A 12,698-nucleotide genomic window follows, 5' to 3' on the forward strand; every position below is an offset into this window, starting at 1 on the left:
GCCTTGCCTAAATCGCTTTTAATTCCAACTGAAACTCGCACCTTGAGGTGGTTTGGGTATTTTACTTTTGCTCGTTAACCCAACGCTTAATTTTCTCTTCAAGAATAGGCATTGGTAATGCGCCATCAATCAGCACTTGCGTATGGAAGGCTTTAATGTCGAATTTATCGCCTAGCTCTTTGCTCGCGTAGTCACGTAGTTCTTGAATTTTGAACTGACCTAACTTGTACGACAGCGCTTGGCCAGGCCATGCAATATAACGCTCAACTTCGGCGATAATGTCACTTTCGGCCATTGATGAATTAGCCAACATGTAATCAATACCTTGTTGACGTGTCCAACCTTTCGCATGAAAACCAGTATCAAGCACTAAGCGCATTGCACGTAATTGCTCATCCGATAAACGGCCGTACCACATGTAAGGGTCGGTAAATAAGCCAAGCTCTTTACCTAAGCTTTCTGCATATAGTGCCCACCCTTCTGCAAATACCGTGTAGCCACCAAATTTACGAAACAGCGGTAATCCTTCAATTTCTTGTTGCAAGGCAATTTGAAAGTGATGGCCTGGTGCTGCTTCGTGAATAGACAGGGTTTCAAGTAAAAACTTAGGCTGTGCTTTTAGGTTAAAAGTATTGATATAGAAAATACCTGGGCGCGAACCATCAGGTGCTGGTGATTGGTAAGAAGCACCCGCCGCTGATTCTGCGCGGAAGTCTTCAACTGCTTTTACTATATATGGTGCTTTTGGCGCAATATCGAACATTTGCGGCAGCTTAGCGTCGATTTTTTCTTTTACTGCTTCGTACGCGGCTATTAGCTCTTCAGGCGTATCGTAGTAAAACTCATCTGAAGTTCTTAAGTGTTCAAAAAACGCTTTTAAATCGCCTTCGAAACCCACAGTCTCTTTGACTTTTTTCATTTCAGATAAAATACGCGATACTTCGCTTAAGCCAATGTCATGAATTTCATCGGCGTTTAGGCTAAGCGTTGTATGCTGCTTAATTTGATACTCATACCATGCTTTACCATTTGGAAGGTCGCTATAACCAATGCTTTCACGGGCATTTGGTATGTATTCGTTGGCTAAAAAGTCAGCCATTTTTTGATACGCAGGCACTAAACGCTCGCTTATCATCGCTGTGTATTCGTTTGTCAGCTGGGCTTTTTGTTCGTCGCTGAAAGACTCAGGTAACTGAGCAATTGGCCCCCAGAATAATGACTCTTCTGGTTTTTCTACAATATGAGTTTGAAATTGTGGTAATAGTTTTTCAGCAAGCGGTTTAGGTAGAACCACTTTATCTTTCATGCCTTGGCGCATTGATTGCTCAACAGTCTCTAACCAAGCAATAAAGCCATCGGCACGCTTTTCAAATACTTGGTAATCTTCAACCGTGTTAAAAGGCTGTGCGCTTTGCCCAGAGCCTAACGCTGCAAAGGTATTATGCGCACCGCCCATTTGATTAATTGGCATTAAGTAACTTGGAAACTGAGCGCCTTCAATCGCAAGGTCTAAATCGCGGGCTAGAATTTCGTAGCTTAATAATGACTGACCTGTTAATTGCGCTTTGTCGATATTTGCTAGTTTGTTTTTGTATTCTTTAACAAAATTAAGCTGCTCGTCACGGTTTGCTTTATTGATTGGTGCAATAAATTGGTCGTTATATTCGCTACGACCAATGTAAGTGCCGCCGATAGGGTTAAACTGTAAACCATCTTCAAAGTAATCGGCTAATAGTGTGTCGAGTTGTGCTGCGGGTGCTTCTGCTTGCGTCGTAGTTTGTGCGTTTTCAGTCGTCGGCTTTTCATTTTTAGAAGCAGGTTCGTTACAACCAACTAATGCAAATAGAACTGCCGAACTGATTATTGCTAATTTTATATTTTTCATTCTTTCCTTGCCCTGATAGTGATTACAGATAAATTATGCGGCTTTAGCTTGCTAATAAGCAAGTATCCCTGCAATTTATCGCAGTTTATTTACACTATGCAAAGTGGTTGCTAGAGTTGCGATTCGACTATCTAACTTTGAATAAAAATGAAAAAGACTCTGCTATCAATAAGCCTTGGCTTAACGGGCTTTATATCAATGAATATAAATGCTGCAACCTATATATCTGCAAAAGAAATGGTTGATGTTCATTCAGGAAAACTGATTAAATCACCACTTATTAGTATAGAAAACGGTCAAATAACAAGTGTAGATAGTAATAAAGAACCACGCCTAAAAGAGGGTGATAAACATATACAGTTGCCAGAACTAACCTTAGTGCCTGGTTTAATGGATATGCATGTGCATTTGACGAGCGATCCAACTGTGCCGCGCAGCGAGCGAATTGGTCAGTCTATTCCACGTAAAGCGATTAAAGCGGCACACTTTGCAGAAAAAACCTTATACGCTGGATTCACTTCTCTGCGTAACTTAGGTGCAGAAGGCTACAGTGTGATTGCTGTACGTGATGGCATAAACGCAGGCGACATTGTTGGCCCGCGTATTTGGGCAGCAGGGCCGTCTTTAGGTGTAACTGGCGGTCACTGCGACAACAACCGTTTACCACCAGAAATGAAATACACCGCCGAAGGCGTTGCTGATGGCCCGTGGGCTGTACGCGCTAAGGTACGCGAAAACATTAAATATGGTGCCAATGCGATTAAGTTTTGTGCAACAGGTGGGGTTTTCTCAAAAGGCACTAAGGTAGGTATTCAGCAATATTCACAAGATGAAATGAACGCCATTGTGAACGAAGCACACCTACGCGGCCTAACTGCTGCGGCACATGCACATGGTACGAGTGGTATAAAAGCCGCAATCATTGCTGGTGTAGACAGTGTTGAACACGTTAGTTTTGTTGATGACGAAGCCATTAAACTTGCTAAAAAACATGGTACTTGGTTCTCAATGGATATTTATAACACTGAGTACACGCTTGCCTTCGGTGAACAAAACGGGGTTGCAGAAGAAAACCTCAACAAAGAGCGCCAAGTATCTAAAAAGCAGCGTGATAGTTTCAGCCGTGCCGTTAAAGCGGGTGTGAATATGGTATTTGGTACCGATGCCGCAATTTACCCACATGGCGATAACGCTAAACAGTTTTCGCGTATGGTTGAGTTTGGTATGACGCCACTGCAGGCATTACAATCAGCGACTATTAATAGCGCTAAACTGCTAAAAGTGGATGATCAACTTGGTCAAATCAAAAGCGGCTTCTTAGCCGACATCATTGCGGTTAAAGGCAACCCGCTTGAAAACATTGCCGTACTGGAAGATGTAAAATTTGTAATGAAAGACGGCAAAGTCTATAAATAAATTGATTTTCTGGCTTCTTATTTAGAAGCCAGCACTCCCCTTTTTTAACAATTCACCGCTCACAAGTTAAATAAATTTTAACGAAACATCTCTTTTTTGTATTAAAACGAAAAAATACCTAATTTAGATAAATAAAACTTGAAATGAAAATAGCTCGTATTATCATTGCCGAAAATTTTCGACAAATTCCCCATAATAATGACATATAAATACTCAATTTTAGCCCTTGCCTGCTTAAGCGCATTCAATGCAAACGCCAACGATTTAGACTCAGTTGAACGAATTACCGTTTACGACAAACAAAATCGTGTGGTACTTGAATCTGGCCTTGCCACTAAATCAAATATGACCTTAATGGAAACGCCAGCCCCAGTTGTGGTTGTTGATCAAGAGCTTATCAACTCGCAAGGCGCTACAAATCTACAAGACTTAGTACGTAACATCAGTGGTGTAACCCAAGCGGGTAACAACTACGGTATTGGCGATAACTTAGTGATCCGCGGTTTAGGTGCTAACTATACCTACGATGGCATGTACGGCGGTGCAGGCCTAGGCAACACCTTTAACCCTACACGCTCAATGACCAATGTTGAATCTGTAGAAGTACTTAAAGGCCCTGCAACAGGCTTATATGGTATGGGTAGCGCAGGTGGTGTTATCAACCTAATTGAAAAGAAACCACAATTTACTGAAAAGCACACGGTTAATGCAGAGCTTGGTCAATGGGATAGCTACTCACTAGGCTTTGATAGCACAGCGGCATTAACCGACAACCTTGCTTATCGCGTTAACGCAAAAACCGCTCGCAGCGAGGGCTACCGCGACTTAAAAGACGACCGTGACGAAATTTATGGCGCGTTAAAATATGTACTAAGCGACAAACAAGACATCATGATTTCTGCCGCTTATATCAAAGATGCCATTGCCGTTGATTCAATTGGCCACCCTATTCGTATTTTTAACAGCGACTCAGTAAATGGTAAAACCGCAGGTGAAGTAACCGCTGCCGATTTAATTAACGATGCAACGGCAAAAGGCCTGCAACTAACCGATCAGCAACGTCAACAATTAGCAGACTCACTGGCAGCAAATGATGGCCTAACACCTTATACCTTTGGCCATAATGGTATTATTTCGCCAATGGCAAATGATAACGAAGGCGAAGAGCTACGCTTTAAGTTAACCCATAACTACTTCATTACTGATAATTTATTTTTAAACCAGCAACTACAATACCGTAATTACGAATCGAGCTTTGCCCGCCAAACGGGTGCTTATAACTACGTTTATTGGAACCGCAAAGGCGTGATCAATGCCGACCCGCGCGCTCCATTAGTGGTTGATGACGTACTTTACCCATTTGCCGCTCGTCGCCAAGAATACCGCCAAGTAGAAGCTGACGAAAAATCATGGCAATACTTTGCTGATCTTCGTTATGACTTTAGCTTTGCCGGAATTGATAACGAGCTACTGGTAAACGCCAACTACGAAGACCGCGATATTCGTTTTAAACAATACTCAATTTACGATGCCGACAAGATCATTAAAAACAAAGATGGTGAGGTTATTTACCAAGGTCAATTACCTTACATTTTTGATATTCGTAACCCGAACTGGGGCGAAGGCAGCTTTTACGATTACGACCCGCTAAAAACCAGCAATTACAACAAAAAAGTTCAAGCTTGGGGTGTGGGTATTCAACATGTTGCCTATATTCACGACACTTTCACAACCCGTGTAGGCGTTGCGTTTAACCGTATTAAACAAAGCTACGAACACTTTGGTGTTGATGCGCGCTATCGTGCCAGTGCAGCCGAGCCAACACCAGAAGCAGATACATCAGACAGCGGTATGACCTACAACCTTGGTGCAACCTACAAACTTAGCGATGATATTTCGTTCTTTGTAAATCACTCTAAAGGTCGTACAGCATACAGCGTACTTGGTAGTGTATCGGGTAACGAAGCTGACCGCGATGACGCCGAATCAGTCAGTAACGACATCGGTATGCGTGTAAAAGCCTTTGACGATCAACTACTAGCATCACTTGTGGTATTTGATAGTGCACGTACAAACCTTGAGTATATTAACCCTAGTTACGAGGATGGTGTATCTGATGCCTCAGTGCCAAAGAACTTTTACGATGGTGAAGAGCAAACTAAAGGTGTTGAGCTTGATTTAAATGCCGATTTAAACGAGCAATGGAAACTTAACGTAAACGCGGTATATCAAGACGCGCGCGATAAGAAAGATCCTAACTCATCAACCTTCGATGACCGTCAAAAAGGTGTGCCTTATGTAACAGCCAGCAGCTGGTTAAGCTATGACGCTAAATGGTTTGATTTAGCCGAGCCACTTACAATTAGCGCAGGCTTACAATATGTTGATGACCGTAGTACAAACGCTGACTCTTTTGGTATTCCTGATGGCTACGTACCGAGCTACACGGTGTACGACGCCGCAATTCAATACCAAACAGATGATTGGAAACTACAGTTAAACCTAAACAACTTGTTTAACAAAACTTATTACTCAAAAGCAATGTTCTTAGGCGGTATGCCAGGCGAAGAGCGTAATGCTAAATTAACCTTTAGCTACACACTTTAATTGTGAATTGATAGCAAAAAGCGCGGCTTAGTTAAGCTGCGCTTTTTTGTTTAGTAAGTAGTTTGAGTAGTGGCTTGCTTTTGGACATAAATGAGTTAGCGACGAAGGAGCGCAAGCCAAGCGTTTTGCGTCCTTTTGAGTAACTTGTTATACGTTTTTATGCCACTTTAATGATTTAATTACTATTAACGCTTCATTACTAACTTTTAAATGTTTAAATGACTCTTCGTTTTTTTGAGCGTTGCCAACCATTTTGAAGCGTTCATTTAGCAGATATACAAGTTCCTCTGACATTTTTTTGATATTTTCATCTGAGGAATCTTCAATATTTAGCTTATTTTGTTGAATCAAAGCTTCTAGGAAAACGCTACAAGTTGCTCTTTTATTTTGAAACGAAGCTTTCTGCCACGCCATAGCATTTGCTGATTGCAAGTTGCCACCAACTTGCCAGTATCCAGAATCAAATTTAACAGATTTCTCATGAGAGATTTCTACAGCTAATTTTTCAAACTCGGGAGTTGCTTCAGAGCAACCTGTAATTAATAGGGTAAGTATCAATATCCTTAAATTCATAGTCATTCCTTGATAAACGTATAACGCCAGCCGTAACCGGCGTATTTGTAGTGAGCGCAGCGAACGGAAAATGCGTCCGAGTTTACGGCCTTGTTAGCCATTTTTTTCCTTCTGCAAGTACACTGCGAAACAAACCACGATTAATGCGAAACCACACAATACCTCAAATACGGTAAGAAATTGAGGGAACCAATGAACCGGAGTGATATCTCCATAACCAAGTGTGGTTATCGTAACCCCACTAAAATATCCAGACTCCCAAATACCTTCGGGATTCTTGCAATCTTTCCAAAATGTTTCCGGTGTAAGCAAATACAAGATCGCGAAATTCACTATCAGTTCGAAATAGCTACGAAAGGATAATGCCAACCTATCGTGGTTTTGCAACGAACTCCCTTTAATATGACGAGATATCCACTGATGGACAAAAAGCTTATTTTTTATTCTTACTAATGATCGTGGCCACCACTTCCCTCTACTTTCGGACTTTTTTTCCGATACCTTGTCGAGTGCATCTCTAAGAAATGCCACATATATTTCACTGCACCTTGAGAGTAAAAAAATGCTCCAAATTGCAATTACCCAATTGGACGAAATGAAATCTTCCCAACCAGCGGTTAGTGATACCTCTATTATCAGAATAGCGAGTACCGACAATAGAGCAAAAAGAAAATAGACCCAGTTGAGCAGCCTTATTACTTTCGCCTTATTCACGTCTTGCTTGAGAAGAGATGCCATCCAATACGTTGGTGAAATAAGGCCGATTATCAAGATGCCTATTTGCAATGCTCAACTCCGTTTTTATGGCTAACAATTTTATAGTGCGCCCGTCGCGCATCTTTCTGCCGATGTTACGCGCAGGTATTAATAAATCTATTTTTAACAAATAACGTAATGCATTGCCAATTCTAATTTTTTATTGGCACTAAAGATATTCTGAAAAAGAAAATGCGCTCGTCGCTCATTTTCTTGAATATGGAAGCACAACAACAAAACTGTGTATTAATACAGTTATTTATGTCATCACCAACATAAAAGTTAGTGGAATATCAGATTGTGGAGTAGAGCCAATATCATTAGGTGAATCACTGTATCTGATAGCTCAAAGGTGATCTATAGAGTAATTACGTTAACTCATTTTGGGGCAATAACGAGTCACAGCTCCCTGCTTTTTAACAAACGAAAAACTGTCAGATTCAATTGAATCATTCAACCAAACCTGACAGTACTTGTTAAAAAGCTCAACTTAAAGCGTCATCACAATTCGGCCTGTGATATCGCCTTTTAGCATGTCATCAAAAATATCGTTGATATCTTCGAGGCGTTTTTCTTCAATAATGGCTTTAACTTTACCTTTGGCTGCAAAGTCCAGGCATTCTTGTAAGTCTTTACGCGTACCAACGATTGAGCCCACGACAGAAACACCATTTAATACAGTGTCGAAAATCGGTAGTGGCATCTCTTCTGGTGGTAAACCAACTAAAACGCATTTACCACCACGGCGTACACTTTTGTAGGCTTGCTCAAAACCTGGTTTTGATACGGCTGTACACACAACACCATGCGCACCACCCACTTGCTCAAAAATGGTTTCTGATGGCACTTGCTTCATAAAATCAATAGTGATGTCTGCACCAAGCTCTTTAGCAAGGTTGAGTTTACTTTCACCAGTATCAACGGCAATTACATTAAAGCCCATCGCTTTTGCGTACTGCACCGCTAAGTGGCCAAGGCCACCCACACCAACTATAGCAACCCAATCACCTGCTTTTGCACCCGTTACTTTTAATGCTTTGTACGTCGTAACACCGGCACAAAATAATGGCGCAGCTTCTGCAAAGCCTAACCCGTCTGGTACTTTTACGACAAAGTCACCATGTGCAACACAATACTCAGCGTAACCACCATCTATTGAATAACCTGTATTGTGCTGCTCAAGACACAAGGTTTCTTTACCTTCTAAGCAGTAATCACAATGCCCGCATGCACTATACAGCCAAGGGATCCCTACTCTATCGCCCACAGATAAGTGCTTTATATTAGCCCCTACTTTTTCAATTGTACCGACCCCTTCGTGACCAGGTACTAATGGCATTTTAGGTTTTACAGGCCAATCTCCATGGCATGCATGTAAATCAGTGTGGCACACACCGCACGCCGCTATTTTAACTAACACGTCGTTTATCCCTACCTCAGGGCATGGAATATCTTCAATAGTCAGCTTACCTTTGTATTCTTTATTAACTGCAGCTTTCATAACGTTCCTCCTTTGTTTTATTTTAATTGAGCACTTTGAGCCTATACGATAACGCAAACTATTGTCACCAATATTGATACAGATCAAACTGTTTATTTTTTGTTCGATTTCAATTTTCCTGTTTAACACTTAGTAAAATCAACGGACTAGCTCAAAATTTAGACTTTAGTCGCGTAACATCGAATAGTGGCTATTTCTTTTAGTTATACCAACACCGTGCTAGCATTAAATTTCTGAAGTTTTTGAATACAAAAAATTATGAGCCTATCTGAAAAAAATTTAGCTTTTGTAATGCACTGCGGTGAAATGGGTAGCCGTTGGGGCTTTAATCGCACTATTGGTCAAATGTGTGGTTTACTCACCATTACTAAAGAGCCCATGACCGCCAATGAAATTGCCGATACCTTGAGTATTTCACGTGGTAACGTGAGTATGGGCATTAAAGAACTTCAGTCTTGGCGTTTAATCAAGGTGCATCATATCCCTGGCGACCGTAAAGAATACTACGGCCCTGCTGGCAGTATTTGGGACATGGCCAACCGTGTATTCGAAGAGCGTAAAAAACGTGAGATAGACCCAACCCTTAGCTTACTTCGCGATAATATTTTAGAAGAAGCCCACAACGATGATGAGCGCTTTGCCCAGCAGCAAATGCAAGAAATTCACGACCTACTTGAAACCGTTACAAAATGGTCGGCAGAGCTACAACGTTTAAGCCCTGAACAACTCCAAAGCCTAATGAAACTCGGTTCAGGTATTGGCAAGGTACTCGATTTTAAAGACAAAATTTTGAAGAAGCCTGGAAAAGAATAAGTTGCGAGTTTGATATTGTAGGCGTGAAACTTGTTTCGCGCGTTTGCTTGAAGGCAGTGCTTTAGCGCGCAGTGGGTATGGATATTTATTGTAAAAAGTGACAACCTCACACCCAAAACCTTCTATTTCATTAACCACCAAGCTTTGATAAAACTTGGTGGTTAAAAATCAATTACTTAACCGCTGGGTAACCGATGCGATCTGATAAGTAACCAACACTGGTTGCAAAGTAATACGAGCGATTCCAGTGCATCAGTGCTTTGTAGTTATCGTAGGCTAGATACATACGACCGTTTACATCATCTGGCATTACCATTGCGGCGGTAACATCAACGTTTGGTAAGTCGCTACCATCCATTTTACGAACACCGATTGCTTGCCAATCAGCAAGGCTGCGTTCTGAATCTTTCCAGTACTCTAGCCATTGGCTGCGCGTTTTAGTGCCACGTTTAAGAATGTTTGCGTTATCAAAGCCTTCAGGTAATTTAACTTGACGACCCCAAGTTAAATCATCGTTCCAACCTGCTTGCTTTAAATAATTAGCGATTGAAGCAAATGCGTCTTCTTCTGTGGTCCAAATATCTTTGCGGCCATCACCGTTGTAATCAACAGCGTAAGCGTTAAATGAGGTTGGCATAAACTGCGTTTGACCCATTGCACCAGCCCAAGAACCTTTGAACTTATCAAGGGTAATGTGACCCTCTTTTAAGATATCAAGCGCTGCCCAAAGTTGATTTTTGTACATGGTTTCGCGGCGGCCATCAAAAGCAAGTGTGACTAATGATGCAATCACACTGTGACCACCTTGGATTTTACCAAAGTTACTTTCAAGGCCCCAAAGTGCAACAATAAAGCGCGCTTGAACGCCGTATTCTTTGGCTACTTTTTCAAGAACCTCTTGGTTTTCTTTGTATAGTTTACGCGCGCGGTCAATTTTCCATTGCGGCACACGTTTTGGTAAATAGGTTTCGAGGGTTTCTTTTACTTCAGGCTGATTTTTGTCAGCTGAAATGACCTTCTTTTTAAATTTAGCCGTTGCGAATGCTTGCTCGATTAAGGCTTGATCATAGCCTTTTTCTGTCGCTTCATTTTTTAATGCAGCAACGTATACGTCGAAGTCAGCTTGTGTTTTTTCCTCTGCCAATACAGATGTGCTTAATGAAGCACTTAGTAGAACTACGGCAAGTTTTTTAATCACTCTCAACTCCCTTGTCTTTTTTAAATTGGGTTAACAGGTTTTCTTCTGGCGGTGGTAATTGCAAGTAGAAACCTTGGTCAATTAACGCTTGCTTAACCGTTTCTAAGTCTGCCAAACCTAACTTTTCACGACTAGCAAGATTAATTATCATCACATACTGTGGTTGACCAAATGTGTCCATTAAAGGTTCAGGAACACGCGTAAAATCATCTCTTTTTTCTACAAAAAGGTAGGTATCCGCTTTTTTCTTACTTTTATACACCGCAGTTAGCATTATGACCCTATAATATCTTGCTTAACGAGGGCGCACACTATAACATGACTCTTATAAGAAGATTAAAAATTTCGGTTAGATTTTTACTGTATACGCCTTGTTCAGCCTGCGTTTATTTAAAAAAGAGCTAACCAAGACAATTCAATTGAGCATGTATGTCGGAACAAATTTTTGAACTAAAAGGGAACCTTTTTACTTTATCTGTGTTGCATCTATTTTCAGCAGATACCTCTCTTTTAAGTAAGCAGTTAGATGAAAAAATAGCCCAAGCACCTAAGTTTTTTGCTGGCGCGCCTATCGTAATTAACTTAAGTGATGTACAAGGTGACTCGTTTGATTTTTCTTTCTTAAAATCAATGCTTACCAGTCTATCGTTTAACCCTGTTGGTGTGTGTAATGGCAGCCAAGAGCAAAACGAAAACGCCAAAGCGGCAGGCTTATCAGTCCTAAATTATTCACAGGACGTTAAGGGGGCAACCGCTAAACAACAAACAAATACATCTATCGTTGAGAAAACCGTTCACCTACCTGCACAAGTGATTCACGGCACTGTTCGCTCTGGTCAGCAGGTCTATGCAAAAGATCGTGACCTTATTGTTATTGGTGCGGTTAGTCATGGCGCAGAGGTGATCAGCGACGGTAATGTTCATATTTATGGCACATTGCGCGGACGTGCAATTGCAGGTGCTAAAGGCTACAACGAAGCACAAATATTTTGCCAAAAATTAGAAGCAGAACTTGTTTCAATTAATGGTAGTTATTGGATCAGCGATTCCCTACAAGGTGAACACTGGGGCAACGCAGTACAAATCCAACAAAAAAATGATTCATTAGAAATTTCAGCTTTGGTTAAAGGATAAATCTCATGGCAAAAGTAATTGTCGTTACTTCTGGTAAAGGTGGTGTTGGTAAAACCACATCGAGTGCTGCAATTGGCACAGGTTTAGCGCTTAAGGGCTTTAAAACCGTTATTATCGACTTTGATATTGGTCTACGTAATCTTGACCTTATTATGGGTTGTGAGCGCCGTGTTGTTTATGACTTTGTAAACGTAATCAATGGTGAAGCTAACTTAAATCAAGCCCTTATTAAAGATAAGCGAGTTGATAAGTTACACATTTTACCTGCGTCACAAACACGTGATAAAGATGCCTTAACCCGTGACGGTGTTGAACGTGTACTAAATGATTTGAAAAAAGACTTTGATTACATCGTATGTGATTCGCCAGCGGGTATTGAAGCGGGCGCAATGATGGCAATGTATTTTGCTGATGAAGCAATTATAACAACAAATCCTGAAGTATCATCAGTACGTGACTCCGACCGAATTTTAGGTATTTTGCACAGTAAGTCTAAGCGTGCAGAAGAAGGCCTAGAAAGCGTTAAAGAACACTTATTATTAACACGTTACAACCCTGAGCGTGTTGAAAAAGGCGAAATGCTATCAGTTGAAGATGTGCAAGAAATTCTTGCGATTAAACTTTTAGGTGTTATCCCTGAATCACAAGCGGTATTGAGTGCATCAAACTCTGGTCAACCAGTGATATTAGACGGTGAATCAGATGCAGGCCAAGCCTATACTGATGCAATTAATCGTCTACTAGGCGAAACTGTCGATTTCCGCTTTTTAGATGTAGAGAAAAAAGGCTTATTTAAACGGATTTTTGGAGGTTAA

11 protein-coding genes are annotated in these 12,698 nt (G+C 41.1%); 5 read left to right on the plus strand and 6 right to left on the minus strand.

Features of this window, described 5'->3' with window-relative positions; translation table 11 throughout:
- Positions 1-61: 61 nt before the first annotated feature.
- Positions 62-1,885 carry a DUF885 domain-containing protein gene (locus PAARA_RS05505; RefSeq protein ID WP_062568048.1) on the minus strand — a complete coding sequence of 608 codons (1,824 nt, stop codon included), beginning with the start codon at positions 1,883-1,885 and terminating at the stop codon, positions 62-64.
- A gap of 147 nt (positions 1,886-2,032) precedes the next feature.
- Between PAARA_RS05505 and PAARA_RS05510 the strand changes: the two genes are divergently transcribed.
- Positions 2,033-3,301 carry a Xaa-Pro dipeptidase gene (locus PAARA_RS05510; RefSeq protein ID WP_062568049.1) on the plus strand — a complete coding sequence of 423 codons (1,269 nt, stop codon included), beginning with the start codon at positions 2,033-2,035 and terminating at the stop codon, positions 3,299-3,301.
- A 198-nt stretch (positions 3,302-3,499) separates the two neighbouring features.
- Complete coding sequence (locus PAARA_RS05515; protein ID WP_062568050.1) at positions 3,500-5,908, plus strand: TonB-dependent receptor; 2,409 nt, start codon at positions 3,500-3,502, stop codon at positions 5,906-5,908.
- A gap of 147 nt (positions 5,909-6,055) precedes the next feature.
- On the opposite strand, the gene PAARA_RS05520 is transcribed toward PAARA_RS05515, so the two are convergent.
- The 3 genes from PAARA_RS05520 to adhP all read right to left on the minus strand — a co-directional run bounded on the left by PAARA_RS05520 (position 6,056) and on the right by adhP (position 8,738).
- On the minus strand, positions 6,056-6,481 hold the full coding sequence (locus PAARA_RS05520; RefSeq protein ID WP_062568051.1) for a hypothetical protein: 426 nt from the start codon (positions 6,479-6,481) through the stop codon (positions 6,056-6,058).
- 93 nt (positions 6,482-6,574) lie between these two features.
- On the minus strand, positions 6,575-7,219 hold the full coding sequence (locus tag PAARA_RS20970; RefSeq protein WP_420806950.1) for a potassium channel family protein: 645 nt from the start codon (positions 7,217-7,219) through the stop codon (positions 6,575-6,577).
- A gap of 508 nt (positions 7,220-7,727) precedes the next feature.
- On the minus strand, positions 7,728-8,738 hold the full coding sequence (gene adhP / locus PAARA_RS05530; protein WP_062568053.1) for an alcohol dehydrogenase AdhP: 1,011 nt from the start codon (positions 8,736-8,738) through the stop codon (positions 7,728-7,730).
- 258 nt (positions 8,739-8,996) lie between these two features.
- Between adhP and PAARA_RS05535 the strand changes: the two genes are divergently transcribed.
- A complete protein-coding gene (locus tag PAARA_RS05535) occupies positions 8,997-9,551 on the plus strand; it encodes a GbsR/MarR family transcriptional regulator (protein WP_062568054.1) in 555 nt (184 codons plus the stop codon).
- Between the two features lie 172 nt (positions 9,552-9,723).
- Here PAARA_RS05535 and PAARA_RS05540 read toward each other — a convergent pair whose 3' ends face one another.
- Together PAARA_RS05540 and PAARA_RS05545 are read right to left on the minus strand one after the other, a co-directional pair.
- Positions 9,724-10,749, minus strand: coding sequence for a lytic murein transglycosylase (locus PAARA_RS05540; RefSeq protein WP_062568055.1), 1,026 nt, complete (start codon positions 10,747-10,749; stop codon positions 9,724-9,726).
- Positions 10,742-11,023: a YcgL domain-containing protein gene (locus PAARA_RS05545; RefSeq protein WP_062568056.1), complete on the minus strand. Its 282-nt coding sequence runs from the start codon at positions 11,021-11,023 to the stop codon at positions 10,742-10,744. The genes PAARA_RS05540 and PAARA_RS05545 overlap by 8 nt, the downstream gene beginning before the upstream one ends.
- Before the next feature lie 155 nt (positions 11,024-11,178).
- Here PAARA_RS05545 and minC point away from each other — a divergent pair, with 155 nt between their 5' ends.
- Complete coding sequence (gene minC, locus PAARA_RS05550; protein WP_062568057.1) at positions 11,179-11,883, plus strand: septum site-determining protein MinC; 705 nt, start codon at positions 11,179-11,181, stop codon at positions 11,881-11,883.
- Positions 11,884-11,888: 5 nt separating this feature from the next.
- Positions 11,889-12,698 carry a septum site-determining protein MinD gene (gene minD / locus PAARA_RS05555; protein WP_062568058.1) on the plus strand — a complete coding sequence of 270 codons (810 nt, stop codon included), beginning with the start codon at positions 11,889-11,891 and terminating at the stop codon, positions 12,696-12,698.

The sequence above is a fragment of the Pseudoalteromonas arabiensis genome, assembly GCF_001550155.1.
Lineage (GTDB): Bacteria > Pseudomonadota > Gammaproteobacteria > Enterobacterales > Alteromonadaceae > Pseudoalteromonas > Pseudoalteromonas arabiensis.

Bases quoted from the DNA above. Each gene is read 5' to 3' on its own strand.
- PAARA_RS05505 (WP_062568048.1), bottom strand. From the start codon at position 1,885: ATGAAAAATATAAAATTAGCAATAATCAGTTCGGCAGTTCTATTTGCA.
- PAARA_RS05510 (WP_062568049.1), top strand. From the start codon at position 2,033: ATGAAAAAGACTCTGCTATCAATAAGCCTTGGCTTAACGGGCTTTATA.
- PAARA_RS05515 (WP_062568050.1), top strand. From the start codon at position 3,500: ATGACATATAAATACTCAATTTTAGCCCTTGCCTGCTTAAGCGCATTC.
- PAARA_RS05520 (WP_062568051.1), bottom strand. From the start codon at position 6,481: ATGAATTTAAGGATATTGATACTTACCCTATTAATTACAGGTTGCTCT.
- PAARA_RS20970 (WP_420806950.1), bottom strand. From the start codon at position 7,219: ATGGCATCTCTTCTCAAGCAAGACGTGAATAAGGCGAAAGTAATAAGG.
- adhP (WP_062568053.1), bottom strand. From the start codon at position 8,738: ATGAAAGCTGCAGTTAATAAAGAATACAAAGGTAAGCTGACTATTGAA.
- PAARA_RS05535 (WP_062568054.1), top strand. From the start codon at position 8,997: ATGAGCCTATCTGAAAAAAATTTAGCTTTTGTAATGCACTGCGGTGAA.
- PAARA_RS05545 (WP_062568056.1), bottom strand. From the start codon at position 11,023: ATGCTAACTGCGGTGTATAAAAGTAAGAAAAAAGCGGATACCTACCTT.
- minC (WP_062568057.1), top strand. From the start codon at position 11,179: ATGTCGGAACAAATTTTTGAACTAAAAGGGAACCTTTTTACTTTATCT.
- minD (WP_062568058.1), top strand. From the start codon at position 11,889: ATGGCAAAAGTAATTGTCGTTACTTCTGGTAAAGGTGGTGTTGGTAAA.